Genomic DNA, 13,124 nt, shown 5'->3' with positions numbered 1-13,124 from the left:
GGACATGCCGGAGCTGCACACGCGGCTCCTGGCGGATGTGATCGCGCTCGGTTCCCCGTATCCACTGGTTCTCACCGGTGGATACGCCGTGCGGGCACACCGCCTCGTGAATCGCCCCAGCCAGGACCTCGACGTCGCCACCGAGAACCCGGCGCCCATGGCCGACATCGCCGCCACGCTCCGCGCCGGCCTGGAAGCCCGCGGCTGGAAGGTGCACGCGCTGGAGACTGCCCCGCTGTCCGCCCGCTTCACCGTGTCCGACCCGGCCACCGGGCAGGAGTGCGAGGTCGACATCCTCAAGGAGATCTTCTGGCGGCCGGTCACCCAGAGCCCGTACGGGCCCGTTCTCGCGGAGGAGGACGTGATCGGGACCAAGGTCCGCGCCCTCGCCGACCGCGGAGCGCCTCGCGACCTGATCGACGTGTTCGCAGCCTCCCGCCGCTGGACCAATGCCGAGCTCGAGGAGTTCGGCCGCCGCCACGCCCGCGGCCGCTTCGAGCGCGAGGATCTGCAATCGAACCTCACGGGCGCCGAGTGGACCGACGACGAAGCCTTCGCCGCCTATGGGCTCGATGACGCCACCATCACCGCTCTCCGCTCTTGGGCCGTGGAGTGGGCCGACGACCTCGCGGCCCGTCTCCTCGAAGAGGCCGATGATCCGGACGTCGACTGATCACATCCGGATGAGACTGCATCTGCCGTCGATCAGAGCAAGAACCGAAGTGAGTGGGTGGGACAGCAGTGGATTACGGGCTTGTCCCACACCAAGCACGCCGGGCAGGCCCTGGGGAGATCAGCCGGAGGTCGTATGGGGCCGAACGGCCAGAGCAATGCCTGGACCCAGGACATCAGGGTGGGCGCGGCAGAGGCTGAGGGCGGCGCGTCTCAGCCTCTGCCCGGGCATACGGCCCGCAGGCGGGTGGCCCAAGCAGCCGACTACAGGTGAAGTCCGACGTGGTTCACGATGAAACGCTTCCCATCGGAGTCGAGGGCGAAGTAGATCCGTCCGACCTCGTTGGGTGACACCGCGTCCCGGACCTTGATGTGCGGCAGTCCGTCGCTGCGCTTCCCGTCGAACATGAAGTAGCGCTTGTCCTTGTCCTTGCTCAGCTTCTCGTCGCTGGGCGCGTACTTCAGTCCGTGGTTGTCGTAGAACCACTGAGTCAGCCTAGGCATATTGCCAGGGTTGGCGTACAGGTCCATCGCGGCCTGCGCAAGAGCGATCAGCTGGTCGGTCATCTCCTGGGGGTACGGATAGCGCGAGTCCTTCCAAGCGCGCCCCGCTCTCGCCGTGAACACGATGTGCTCCTCCGACGCCTTGGTGAGAGCCTTGAAAGTGGGTACGGCGTCCGTTCCCAGGGCTGGGACCTCACTCCAGGCGTCGAGTACGGCTGCCTGTCCGCTCCCGCTCTTCGACAGGTCGAAGTACTGCTTCTTCCAGTAATCCCGGTCCTGGCGCAGCGCCTCGGCGGAAGCGGCGTCGTCTCGCGCCTTGTCGCGTTCCTCCACGCAGCTTTGTGCCATGTCCTCCCACGACCTGGTGTCCTCTTCGAGCTGTCGCACGCGCTTTTGCAGAGCTTCGAGTTCGGCGGTGGTGTCGCCGGCGGCCTGGGCACGCGACAGATACTCGGCCGCCCTGCGCGCGCCCGCGCGGTACGATGCCTGCCGCGCCCGCTCCCACGCCGTGTCACTGCCGCGAGCAATGACCGAGAGGTGGGCGAGTGACGGCATCAGCCGGCGTTCCACGAAGAACGGCTCGGACACCTCCTCACGCGAGTAGGCGGGATGCTCCAGGCCGAGGTCGGGCCAGACCAGTCGGGCGCCCCCGCTGGGTACGGCCATCTGTTCGTGAGCCCGGCGGACGGCCTGTGCGGTCACATAGTTCAAAGTCACCACCTGAGCCAGCCCGGCGAGTTGGCCCGAGGCATCGGCCGCCGCGCTCCACCCCGCCTGGTCCCTGGGGTGCACCAGGACAATGGGGAGGCGCGTGCGCAGCGCCAGGGAGTCGAGAAGTACGGTCGTGTGGCTCTCCTCGCGGATCCTCTCGTAGCGGCCCGTGGCGAGCTGGCCCAGCACCCGCACTTCAAGTTCCCGGTCGCCGAGCACCGCCCGCAGCAGGTTGGGGCGCTTGAGCGGAGGGTCCTGCACCGGCGCGATCCACCCGTCGGGGATCTCCCGTCCCATGACAATTCTGAGCCCGCCACCGCCTTCTTCCAACTGGGAAACGGTGACCCGGGTGACGAACTGGGCCGGACCTGCGGACAACGGCTGGTGGATGGTCAGGCGCAGGGCACGGGTGAGGCCGTCGCCCGCCACCGTCCAGCTCACTGTGCGATCGCCGTGGCCGGGACTCTTTCCGGCGAGCACCGCCCGGCCGTCTTGGTCGAATTCGGTCACCGACGGTGCCGGTATCCGTCCGCCGTGGCTGAGCCAGTCTGCAAGATGGTCACGTAGACGCTCATAGACGTGGCCCGGATGCTCCTGGGCAGACTGGATGTCAAAACTGACGGCATACAGCGCCTGCATGGCGGCTCCCCTCACCCCAGATGCCCTGCGCATTGGACCGGTTGCTCCCGAACGCGGTCAGGGCTCTACTCGGAGAAACACCGTATTGCGCCACGCCGAAGTCGGTAATTCCCTGCGCGGGGGCTTCGACGCCAACCGTCAGGGCAGCCGAAGGCCATACGTGCTGGTCACTGAAGGGCGGGGCCTGCCTGTGCGGAGCTGCAACCGCTTCCGGGGGAGCGCCTTCGCTCAGCGTGCATGTCGACGCTGAGCGTTCCGCGCCGACTGCGGCAGCTCCTCCCCGCTCAGCGTGGCGAGCACGAGGCTGCGCTGTCCTCGGAAGCTGCGGATGAGCTGCTGGCGGACGAAGTCAGTACTGGTTCCGGTGGTGCCAATCTGGCCCGTCTCCACCAGACGTGAGAACAGCGTGTTGTCCAGGTAGGCCGGGACGTTCTTGTAGCCGAACCGGAGGGCACCGTGCCGTCCGTCCTTCAATCGGCCGTCGTCGCGAAGCGATTCGAACTGCCGACGGGGGAAGTACATCCCGTGGATCATCTCCGTCGTGTGCGGCAGCACGGAACGCGGATGACAGAGCTTGATCCAGCTCGGACTCGGGTCCAACCGCTGTTCGTCGGCGGGACCGGCCTGCCTCTCCGCGTACCGGTCCAGGCTCCTCATCCGTTTCAGTTCCTTGGCGAGGTTCCGGTCGCTGTTCGGGGAGGAGAAGACGCCTCGCTCGGCGTCGAGCTTCTTGTACTGCACGAGGACGAGGCTGTGGCGCGTGACGTTGCAGAAGATGATGTCGAAGCCGAGCGCCTGCTCCGCCGGGGTGCGGTTGGCGCTCGCAACCAACAGCGTACGGTCGTGTTCCTGGAACCTGCGCCAGGCCACATGGTTGGTCTCATCGCTGAGCCATCCGTGCATCGCACGGGTGTCGTGGATGACGAGATGGTCCTCGAGTGCCGGCTGATCACTCATCCTGCCGGAACGGGCGGAACCGTCCGAGCCCCCGCCGCGTCGCGTGGCACGGTTTCGCCCGCGCCCTGTGGGAGGTGGCACCGGAGGGGCGTTCCCGACGGGAGGTGCCGCAGCGGGGCCCGGGGCGGCCCGACCAGAACGGCCTCGCACTCCTCGTCACCAACGAGCCCCGGCTGTGGACAGCGCCGAAACCGAGTTCCCGCGCGACGCGCGACCGGGAGTCCCGGATACACGAAGGCCGCACCCTGACCGGAACCCTCCGGTGGGCCGACGGCCAGTACGCCGACAACACCTGTCACCTCCGCGGTACTTACGGGCTGGCCTGGCAGCCGTACCACGAGCAGCCGGGCGCCGGAGGGACCTTCCGCTACCTCGCCGTCCCGGTCACCCCCGTACCTCCCGCCACGAACCACCCGGCGAACAGCCGATAGGCTCACCGGTACGGGGACTGCGCACGCAGGGGCCGTACGGTGCCGTGCACATGGTGCGATCAGCCGATCCCGCGGGAGCGGCGCCTGTTCCCGCGCCAGTACGGCCGCCACCGCCACCGGTGGAGGCACCGGATCACGGCACCGGATCACGGCACCGGCGGCAACATCCTCGACGGCGTCTCCCCACAGGGTCCGCAGGGGCGGGACGGCTTCCCCCCCCACTCACTCGGCCGGAGGACACGGCGTGACGACCACGATCGCTCCCCCCGGTGGGTCCCGGACGGTCCGGCTGGCCCGGCTGGTCACCGACGGGCTCGATCCCAAGACCTGGATCATCGCCGACAGCCTCCTCGTCGGCTGGCACACCGACCGTCTCGCCGGGGCCGGGTGGGGCCTTCTCGGCTGCCTGTTCGCCGCGGGCATTCCGCTGGCCTTCATCACGTACGGCATCCACCGCGGCCGTTGGGCCGACCGGCACGTCGGGCCGCGGCCGCAGCGGATCCTGGTGATGGCCTTCGCCGGCGCCTCGGTCGCCACCGGCACCCTGCTGTTGTGGGCCCTCGGCGCTCCCCGGACGATGACCGCGCTGACCGCGGCGATGCTGGTCACCCTGGCGGCCCTGCTCGCAGTGACCCCCGTGTGGAAGATCAGCGTGCACGCGGGGGTGTCCGCCGGGAGCGTGGCCATGCTCGCCATGACCTACGGGCCCTGGGTACTCCTCGCCTGCCCCGTGGTCGCCGCCGTCGGCTGGTCCCGCGTGGCGCTGCGCGACCACACCCTCGCCCAGGTCCTGGCGGGTACCGCGACGGGCGCAGCCGTGGCAACCGCCACCTTCGCGTCGCTGGCCCGCTAGCCGCCGGCCCGATCGGATCGGTTCGCGGCGGTCGGGTGCGGCGGGGCCGGCCGCTGCGAGGGTTGCAGTCGAAAGGAGGCCCCCGTGATCTCTGCCCTCAACCAGCTGGTCGATCTCGTCGAGGAGCACCTCGCCGAGGAGCCCGACGTCCAGGCACTGGCCGGGGCGCTCGGCACCACCGAGTACCACCTGCGCCGGATGTTCTCGTCCCTGGCCGGCATGCCGCTGTCCGAGTACGTGCGGCGGCGGCGCATGACCGTTGCCGCCGCCGACGTCGTCCGTGGCGAGAGGGATCTGCTGAGCATCGCGGTCCGGCACGGATACGGCTCGACCGAGGCGTTCGGACGCGCCTTCCGGGCGGTCCACGGAGCCGGGCCCGGCGACGTACGCCGTACCGGCGGCCCCTTGCGTACACAACCGCAGCTCAGGTTCCGCCTGACCGTCGAAGGGAGCGTCCCCATGGACACCCGCCTCGTCAACCGACGCGCGTTCCGGCTCGTCGGACACGCCACCCGGGTCCCGCTCGTCCACCAGGGCGTCAACCCGCACATCCAGCGGCACGTCGCCGCACTGCCGCCGGAGGAACACCTGCGGCTGAAGGCCCTGAGCGACACCGAACCGGGCGGCCTGCTGCAGATCTCCGACGACCTCGATCCCGACGCCGCGGAGGGCAGTGAACTGACCTACCTGCACGGGGTCGCCCGCGGTCTGGACGCGCCGGCCCCGGGCGGCCTCGACACCATCGAGGTACCGGGCGGGATGTGGGCGGTCTTCCGTACCAGCGGACCGCATCCGCAGGCCCTGCAGACGACCTGGGCGGCGACCGCGACGGACTGGTTCCCCTCCAACCCGTGGCGTCTGCGGCCGGGCCCCTCGATCGTCGCCACCCTCGACCGCGCGGCGGACTTCAGCACCGCGACCTGCGAACTGTGGCTGCCCGTCGAACCGGCGCAACCCGGCTCGCCCCCCGCGCGGTAATCGGTGGCCCGGCGCGACGCGCGTGGCCTACCTTGGCGCGATGGTGGGTACGCGCGTGCGTGAGATGGACGAGGCCGACATCGAGGCCGTCTCGGCGATCCGGGTCCGGGGCTGGCAGGCGGCGTACGCCGGCATCGTTCCCCGGTCCTACCTGGACGCGATGACGGTCGAGGAGGACACCGACCGGCGCAGGCAGTGGTTCTCCCGCCCCGGGCGCGCGTCCCGGGACCTCGTGGCGGTCGGTGACCGCGGGCCGGTGGGGTGGGTCTGCTTCGGACCGCTCCGAGGTGGGACCCCCGGCGCCGGGCGGGCGGGCGAGCTCTACGCCCTGTACGTGGCGCCGGACCTCATCGGCACGGGCGTCGGACGCGAGCTCCTCGACGAGGCCCACGCGGCGATGAGGGGCCGGGGCTTCGGGACGTCGGCGTTGTGGGTCCTCCGGGACAACCGACGGGCCCGGCGCTTCTACGAACGGGCCGGCTACCGGGCCGACGGCGGCACGCAGGACGAGGTCTACGACGACGTCACCCTCTCCGAGCTCCGCTACCAGCGGGTGCTCTGACCTTGACGTTCAAGCGCAAGGGCAGTCCGCGCATACCGTAGGCGCGTGAACGACATCGACAGCGAAACCCTTGGGTGGGAGCTCATCGGCTGGGACAGCGACGAGCAAGCCGCTCATGTCACCGGCCTGACCCGAGTCGAGATCCTGAGTATCAGGGGCCTGTTCCCCGGCCGCGACGACGATCTTCTTGAGACCGCGGTCTACGAGGTTCCGCCCGCGCTGTACTCGGCAATGCGGAGTGCCATCCCGCACCTGGAGTTCCGTGAGGGGCTGGAGTACCAGATTGGTGGTTTCCGCCCGTCAGTCTGACCTTGTCGATCCGCCCGTGCGCCGGGGCTTCGTGCCGACCTTGTGGGGTGCGGGTCGCGTGCAGGGCTCACCGGTGGTGAGGACACGTCTGATCAAGTTCGAGCCTCATTCGACGCCGGTCGTTACATGACAAGCTGACGACGTGTTCGTATGCCACGGCCGGATCACCGTCCGGGAGAGCGCCACGCCGAAGACGTCGCCGTAGACGACCCCGTAGGCGGCGCCGAAGACGGCGACTGCGGCCTCGGCGACGACGGCCTCCGGCGGATCGGGGCGCCAGGGCCGTCGCCGCCCGGATCGGGGAGGCCGCCGGTCCCGGTCTGGTCCGCGGGCGGGTCGCCGGGGACACGGAGACGGCGCTGTCGACCTGTATCCCCGTGCTGGGGACCCCTCCCGCGGACAGGGCGGACCGCCGCCGTCGGCACGGCCACCCGCCCGTCCTTCGCCGTGCGGGGCGCGCCGTCCCTGCCCCGTCGGTTCGGTCCGGTGGTGCGGAGGTCTCGCCAGGGCATGGGGGCGGACGGCAGAATCGGGCTCCGGCAGGAACGAGGGGACGGGCATCGGCATGGCATTGGGCAGGAACGCAGGCGTCGTCGACACGGGTTCGGAGGTTCCCCGGTTTCCCGGGGCGCCGCTCCTGGGGTCCCTCCAGGACCTGAAGTCGGACTCGCTCGGCACCTACTTGCGGGCGCAGCAGCAGCGAGGTGACGTCGTACGGGTCTCGGCCGGGCCGCCCGGGATACGGGCCGAGCTGTACTGCGTGTTCTCCCCCGAGGGCGCGCAGCAGGTGCTCGCCTCCGAGGCGGCCAACTTCCGCAAGGACAACGCCTTCTACCAGGAGGTCCGGGACTCCATCGGCAACGGCCTGCTGACCAGTCAGGACGAGGACTACCTGCGCCAGCGCCGGCTCGTCCAGCCGCTGTTCACACGGCGCCGGGTGGACGGGTACGCGGGGGCCGTCGCCGCCGAGACCGCGTCCGTCCTCACCGCCTGGGAGAAGGCCCCGGACGGCGTCGTGGACGTCTCCGCCGAGATGACGCACCTCGCCCTGCGGGCCGTCACCCGGATCCTGTTCGGCACCGACGTGGAGGCCACGGCCGACGTCGTGGCCCGCTGCTTCCCGGTCATCACGGAGTACGTGCTGCGCCGCGGGTACTCCCCCGCCAACATCCCGCGCCACTGGCCCACCCCGGGCAACCGGCGGGCCGCCGCCGCGATGGACGAGCTGTACGGGGTCTGCGACCGGATCATCGGCCTGCGCCGGCGGCAGGCCGGTGCGGGCGGCCCCGCTGCCGACGGCACCGGCGCCGGCGAGGACCTGCTGACGCTGCTGGCCGCCGCCCGGAGCGCGGACGACGGGGAGTTCGACGCCGGCGAACTCCGCGACCAGGTGCTGATCTTCCTGCTCGCCGGGCACGAGACCACCGCCACCTCCCTCTGCTTCGCCCTGCACCTGCTGGCCCGCCACCCCGAGCAGCAGGACCGGGCCCGCGAGGAGATCACCACCGTCCTGGGTGACCGCCCGCCGCAGGCCGGCGACCTGGACCGGCTCCCGTACCTCTCGCGGGTGGTCAAGGAGGCCATGCGGCTGTACCCGGCCGCGCCGGTCATCGGCCGCAAGGCCGTCGCCGCCACCCGGATCGGGGGGCGCACGATCCCCGCGGGCGCCGACGTGATCGTGGCCCCCTGGGTGACGCACCGCCACCCGGAGCACTGGCCGGACCCGGACCGCTTCGACCCGGACCGCTTCACCCCGGAGGCGGAGGCCGGACGGCCGCGCTACGCGTGGTTCCCCTTCGGCGGGGGCCCGCGCGCCTGCATCGGGCAGCACTTCTCGATGCTGGAGTCGGTGATCGCGCTGGCGATGATCCTGCGGACCCATTCGTTCGAGGCGCTGGACACGGAGGTCCCGGTCAGTGCGGGGATCACGCTGCGGACGGAGGGACCGGCACGCTGCCGGGTCCGCCGCCTGGACCGGTAGCCGCCACCCGGCAGCCGCCACCCGGCAGCCCGCGCCCGATATGGGGGTGCGGGCCGGCCGGGGTGCGTCATAGGGTCGACGCCCGTGGAACCACTCAGTGAGAAACAGATCCGTGCGTCCTTCGTGAACTGCACCAAGGGCGAGGCGGCACGCATGCGCCTGCCGCTCGACTTCGCCGATTCGCCCTGGGAGGACCTGGACTTCCTGGGCTGGGTGGACCCGGGTGCCCCGCTGCGGGCCCATCTCGTGGTGCCCCGGGACGAGGGCCCGCTGGGCATTTCCCTGCGCGTGCCGTCCGTGGGACGCACCAGCGCGGTGAAGTCCAGCCTGTGCCGGATCTGCCTGACGGGCCACGCCTCTTCCGGGGTCACCCTGCTCGTCGCGCCGCTGGCGGGCGCCCTCGGCCGCGAGGGCAACACGGTCGGCACGTACATCTGCGCGGACCTGGCCTGCTCCCTGTACGTACGCGGCAAGCGGCAGCCCAGGCTGCGCGCCGGACGGCAGGAGGAGTCGCTGACCCTGGACGAGCGCCTCGCCCGTATGGAGGGCAACCTGAACGGCTTCGTGTCCCGTGTCACCGGGGTCCCGGTGGCCTGAGGCCGCTCCCGTCCCCACGGGCGGCCGGCCGCCGGCGGCCCGCGGCTCAGCTGCGGTCGGCCGCCGTTTTGTGGTTGCCCTGGAGTCGTTCGAGGTCGGAGGGGCGGACCTGGATGACGAAGAGCGCGATCGCCGCCCCGGCCAGGGTGAACAGCGCCGCTACGACGAAGGCGGTGCTGATGCCCGAGGTCAGCACCTGGTCGCCCCACGGCTTGGGGAGCTGTCCGGTGCGTTCGAAGAAGGCCCTCTGCACGGGGCCCGCGGTGGCGAGGAAGTCGGGCAGCTGCTCCTTGGCCTCGTTGCGGCTGGCCGTGCCGTAGACGGTCACCAGGATCGACAGGCCGAGCGAGCCGCCCACCTGCTGCATCGTGTTGAGCAGTCCGGACGCCGCTCCCGACTCGCGGTCGGGGACGTTGGAGAGGGCCATCAGCGTCAGCGAGACGAACTGCAGGCCCATGCCGAGGGCGAAGAACAGCATCGGGCCCAGGATGCTGCCGAGGTAGGTGGAATGGACGTCGATCCGGGTCAGCCAGGCCAGCCCGACCGCCGAGGACAGCGCGCCGCAGACCATGAACGGTTTGGGCCCGAACTTCGGCAGCAGTTTCGCGGTGAGGCCCGCGCCCACCGCGATCACCGCGCTGACCGGCAGGAAGGCGAGCCCGGCCTGGATCGGACTGAAGCCGAGCACGATCTGCACGAAGAGGGTCAGGAAGAAGAACATGCCGAAGATCGCGCAGGCGAGCATCAGCATGATCCCGTACGTGCCCGCCCGGTTGCGGTCGGCGAACATGTGCAGCGGGGTGATGGGCTGCGGCGATCGCCGCTCGTTGAGGACGAACAGCGTCAGCAGGACCACGGCGGCGCCGAAGGAGCCGAGCGTCACCGGGTCGCGCCAGCCCTCCTGGGAGGCCCGGATGAATCCGTAGACGAGCGCGACCATGCCCGCGGTGGACAGCAGCGCGCCCGTGAGGTCGAAGTGGCCGGGGTGGCGTTCGGACTCGTGCAGGACCTTCCGGGCCAGCACGGCGATCCCCAGCGCGATGGGGACGTTGACGAAGAGGACCCAGCGCCAGTCGAGCCACTCGACGAGGACGCCGCCCGCGAGGAGCCCGATCGCGCCGCCGGCCGCCGAGACCCCGGCGAACACGCCGAACGCGCGGTTACGGGCGGGGCCTTCGCGGAAGGTGGTGGTGATCAGCGCGAGGGCGGTCGGTGAGGCGATGGCACCGCCGACGCCCTGGAGGGCCCGTGCCGCCATCAACTGACCCTCGTTCTGGGCGAGTCCGCCGAGGAGTGAGGCCATGCCGAAGAGCAGGACACCGAAGATGAAGACGCGTTTGCGGCCGAGGATGTCGCCGGTGCGGCCGCCGAGGAGCAGCAGGCCGCCGAAGGCGAGGGTGTAGGCGTTGACGACCCAGGAGAGGCTCTCGGTGGAGAAGTCCAGCGCGGTCTGGATGTGCGGTAGCGCGATGTTCACGATCGTGATGTCGAGAACCACCATGAGTTGGCAGGACGCGATGACGAACAGGGCGAGTCCGTTGCCGCTCCCTCGGACCGCGCCGTCGTTGCCGCCGGTCCGTCTGCTGCTCGGCGTAGCGTTCGGGTCCACCCTCCCGACGCTAAGCCCGCCCCCCTGGGGCCACCACTCGAACGGCCTAGTGTAGGTGACATTTCACATGTCACACTTCGATCATGGATGACTTCCTCACGCTCTCCGCGAGCACGGCCCGATTCACCCACGGCGCCCCGCGGGCACTGTCCTTCGGGGACGACGGCCGGCTGCTCTGGTTCCTCCGGTCCACCGGACCCGCCGACGCCTACGACAGCCTCTGGGTGCTCGATACCACCACCGGCGCAGAGATCCGGCTTGCCGATCCCCGCGAGCTGTGCCCCGAGCCCGGCCCCCTCCCCGCCGCCGAGCGCCGGCTGCGCGAACGGACCCGGCTCGCGGCCTCCGGGATCGGCTCGTACGCCCTCTCCGCTGACGGACGGCGCGCCGCCTTCGCGCTGTACGGACGGCTCTACGAGGTCACCGCCGACGGCGCCGCAACCCTCCGGGAGATCCCCGCCGCCGGCCCCGCGCTCGACCCCCGGCCGGGCGGCGACGGCACGCGCACCGCGTACGTCGCCGACGACGCCCTGTACGTCGCCCCGGGCGGCCGGGTCAGCCCCGACGACGGAGCCCGGTGGGGCCTGGCCGAATTCGCCGCCGCCGAGGAGCTCGGGCGCTCCCGGGGCCACTGGTGGTCCCCCGACTCGGTCACGTTGCTCGCCGCCCGCGTCGACGAATCCGCCCTCCAGCGTCGGTGGTTCGCCGACCCCGCCCACCCCGAGCTGCCGGCCGAGGACTTCGCCTACCCGGAGGCCGGCGGGCCCAACGCCGACGTCCAGCTGTGGGTGCTCGGCCCGGACGGGACCCGGACACGGATCGCATGGGACGCCGAGGCCTTCCCGTACGTCTCCGACGCGGGCTGGGAGTCGGCCGACGAGGTCCTCCTGACGGTCCAGGACCGGCTCCAGCAGACGGTGCTGCTGCTCTCCGCCGACCCGGCCACCGGCCGCACCCGGGAGCTCTCCCGCACCACGCACCCGCAGTGGGTGGACCCCCTCCCCGGCACCCCGGCCCGGCTGCCCGACGGACGGGTGCTGACCGCGGCCGACACCCCCGACGGGGCCGCCCGCGGCCTCGCCGTGGACGGGGTCCCGCTCACCGGGAACGACGTCCAGGTCCGCCGGGTGGCCGGGATCCACGAGGGCCGGCTGCTGATCGAGGCCGGGCTGCGCGACCCGGCCGGACAGCAGGTGCTGCTGCTGGACACCGCCACCGGGGAGACGACCCCGCTCACGGACGGGCCGGGAGTCCACGGCGTGACCGCCTCGGCCGGGTACCTGCTGCTGACCTCCGCCGACACCGACGGTGTCCGGCGCACCGTACGCACCCCCGACGGGCGGGAGTTGAGCCCCGTCGACCTGTCCCAGCCGCTGCCGTACCGGGTCTCCCCGGTCCTGGAGCGGGTCACCGAGCACGCCGTCCCGACCGCGCTCGTGCTGCCCCGCGGGCACGTCCCCGGGCGGAAGCTGCCCGTCCTGATGGACAGCTACGGCGGCCCCGGCGCCCAGGACATCACCGCCGACCCGCGCCGCTGGCAGCACCGCCAGTGGTGGGCCGACCAGGGCTTCGCGGTGGTGACCGTGGACAACCGCGGCACGGCGCACGTCTCCCCCGCCCACACCCACGCCATGTACCGCGGCTTCTCCGAGGTCACCCTCGACGACCAGGTCGCGGCGCTGCACGCGCTGGCCGCCCGCCACGGCGACCTCGACCTGGGCCGGGTCGGCGTCCGCGGCTGGTCGTACGGCGGCTACCTGTCGGCGATGGCGGTACTGCGCCGCCCCGACGTCTTCCACGCCGCGGCCGCCGGGGCCGCGCCCACCGACTTCCGGCACTACGACACCGCGTACACCGAGCGGTACCTGGGCCTGCCGCAGGAGCACCCGGAGGTCTACGAGCGGGACTCGCTCCTGCCCGACGCCCCGAAGCTGTCCCGGCCGTTGCTGCTGGTCACCGGTCTGGCCGACGACAACGTCCATCCCTCGCACACCCTGCGGCTGTCGCAGGCCCTGACGGACGCGGGCCGCCCCCACCAGCTGCTCGCGCTGCCGAGCGTCACCCACATGACCCCGGGCGGCACCCGCGAGAAGATCATGGCCTTGGAACTGGAGTTCTTCCGCCGCGAACTCGCCCGGTGATGCCCGCTCCCGACCGCCCCGCCGACGGGGCGGTCAGGGGCGCGGTGCGAACACCATGCGGACCAGCCCGGTGAGGACCAGCGCGACGACCGGCGCGTACCACCAGCGCCGCAGCCGGCCCGGTCCACCGTCGTAGCGGGCGGCCAGTTCCTGCTACTGCACCGCGAAGCCGCCGCTACT

At 71.5% G+C, this 13,124-nt stretch carries 12 protein-coding genes; 9 read left to right on the top strand and 3 right to left on the bottom strand.

Features of this window, described 5'->3' with window-relative positions; translation table 11 throughout:
- Positions 1 to 4: 4 nt before the first annotated feature.
- The gene (locus ACIPXC_RS01885; RefSeq protein WP_401612345.1) at positions 5 to 673 is read left to right on the top strand and encodes a nucleotidyl transferase AbiEii/AbiGii toxin family protein; all 669 of its coding nucleotides are present in this window, start codon (positions 5 to 7) and stop codon (positions 671 to 673) included.
- Between the two features lie 263 nt (positions 674 to 936).
- On the opposite strand, the gene ACIPXC_RS01880 is transcribed toward ACIPXC_RS01885, so the two are convergent.
- A complete protein-coding gene (locus ACIPXC_RS01880; protein WP_401612342.1) occupies positions 937 to 2,526 on the bottom strand; it encodes a hypothetical protein in 1,590 nt (529 codons plus the stop codon).
- A gap of 228 nt (positions 2,527 to 2,754) precedes the next feature.
- The gene (locus tag ACIPXC_RS01875; RefSeq protein WP_401612339.1) at positions 2,755 to 3,483 is read right to left on the bottom strand and encodes a hypothetical protein; all 729 of its coding nucleotides are present in this window, start codon (positions 3,481 to 3,483) and stop codon (positions 2,755 to 2,757) included.
- A gap of 104 nt (positions 3,484 to 3,587) precedes the next feature.
- Here ACIPXC_RS01875 and ACIPXC_RS01870 point away from each other — a divergent pair, with 104 nt between their 5' ends.
- The 7 genes from ACIPXC_RS01870 (at position 3,588) to ACIPXC_RS01840 (ending at position 9,194) form a co-directional block, all read left to right on the top strand.
- On the top strand, positions 3,588 to 3,914 hold the full coding sequence (locus ACIPXC_RS01870; RefSeq protein ID WP_401612336.1) for a hypothetical protein: 327 nt from the start codon (positions 3,588 to 3,590) through the stop codon (positions 3,912 to 3,914).
- 244 nt (positions 3,915 to 4,158) lie between these two features.
- Positions 4,159 to 4,767 (top strand): hypothetical protein, encoded by a 609-nt coding sequence (locus ACIPXC_RS01865; protein ID WP_401612333.1) that lies wholly within the window; start codon positions 4,159 to 4,161, stop codon positions 4,765 to 4,767.
- Between the two features lie 84 nt (positions 4,768 to 4,851).
- Positions 4,852 to 5,745 carry a GyrI-like domain-containing protein gene (locus tag ACIPXC_RS01860; protein WP_401612330.1) on the top strand — a complete coding sequence of 298 codons (894 nt, stop codon included), beginning with the start codon at positions 4,852 to 4,854 and terminating at the stop codon, positions 5,743 to 5,745.
- A gap of 40 nt (positions 5,746 to 5,785) precedes the next feature.
- Positions 5,786 to 6,307 (top strand): GNAT family N-acetyltransferase, encoded by a 522-nt coding sequence (locus tag ACIPXC_RS01855; RefSeq protein WP_401612327.1) that lies wholly within the window; start codon positions 5,786 to 5,788, stop codon positions 6,305 to 6,307.
- Between the two features lie 45 nt (positions 6,308 to 6,352).
- Entirely contained in the window at positions 6,353 to 6,616 is a 264-nt protein-coding gene (locus ACIPXC_RS01850; protein ID WP_401612324.1) for a hypothetical protein, read from the top strand.
- Positions 6,617 to 7,181: 565 nt separating this feature from the next.
- Positions 7,182 to 8,597 (top strand): cytochrome P450, encoded by a 1,416-nt coding sequence (locus ACIPXC_RS01845; protein ID WP_401612321.1) that lies wholly within the window; start codon positions 7,182 to 7,184, stop codon positions 8,595 to 8,597.
- 84 nt (positions 8,598 to 8,681) lie between these two features.
- Entirely contained in the window at positions 8,682 to 9,194 is a 513-nt protein-coding gene (locus ACIPXC_RS01840; RefSeq protein ID WP_401612318.1) for an FBP domain-containing protein, read from the top strand.
- A gap of 46 nt (positions 9,195 to 9,240) precedes the next feature.
- On the opposite strand, the gene ACIPXC_RS01835 is transcribed toward ACIPXC_RS01840, so the two are convergent.
- Complete coding sequence (locus tag ACIPXC_RS01835) at positions 9,241 to 10,803, bottom strand: MFS transporter (RefSeq protein WP_401612315.1); 1,563 nt, start codon at positions 10,801 to 10,803, stop codon at positions 9,241 to 9,243.
- Between the two features lie 83 nt (positions 10,804 to 10,886).
- Here ACIPXC_RS01835 and ACIPXC_RS01830 point away from each other — a divergent pair, with 83 nt between their 5' ends.
- On the top strand, positions 10,887 to 12,944 hold the full coding sequence (locus tag ACIPXC_RS01830; protein WP_401612312.1) for an alpha/beta fold hydrolase: 2,058 nt from the start codon (positions 10,887 to 10,889) through the stop codon (positions 12,942 to 12,944).
- Positions 12,945 to 13,124: the final 180 nt, after the last annotated feature.

Origin of the sequence: Streptomyces sp. NPDC090021 (genome assembly GCF_044748225.1) — a bacterium.
Classification (GTDB): domain Bacteria; phylum Actinomycetota; class Actinomycetes; order Streptomycetales; family Streptomycetaceae; genus Streptomyces.
The sequence above is the reverse complement of the archived record's forward strand: the minus strand, read 5'-3'. Positions and strand labels throughout refer to the sequence as shown.

Coding starts and splice junctions, on each gene's coding strand:
- ACIPXC_RS01885 (WP_401612345.1), top strand. CDS start 5: ATGCCGGAGCTGCACACGCGGCTCCTGGCGGATGTGATCGCGCTCGGT.
- ACIPXC_RS01880 (WP_401612342.1), bottom strand. CDS start 2,526: ATGCAGGCGCTGTATGCCGTCAGTTTTGACATCCAGTCTGCCCAGGAG.
- ACIPXC_RS01875 (WP_401612339.1), bottom strand. CDS start 3,483: ATGAGTGATCAGCCGGCACTCGAGGACCATCTCGTCATCCACGACACC.
- ACIPXC_RS01855 (WP_401612327.1), top strand. CDS start 5,786: ATGGTGGGTACGCGCGTGCGTGAGATGGACGAGGCCGACATCGAGGCC.
- ACIPXC_RS01845 (WP_401612321.1), top strand. CDS start 7,182: ATGGCATTGGGCAGGAACGCAGGCGTCGTCGACACGGGTTCGGAGGTT.
- ACIPXC_RS01830 (WP_401612312.1), top strand. CDS start 10,887: ATGGATGACTTCCTCACGCTCTCCGCGAGCACGGCCCGATTCACCCAC.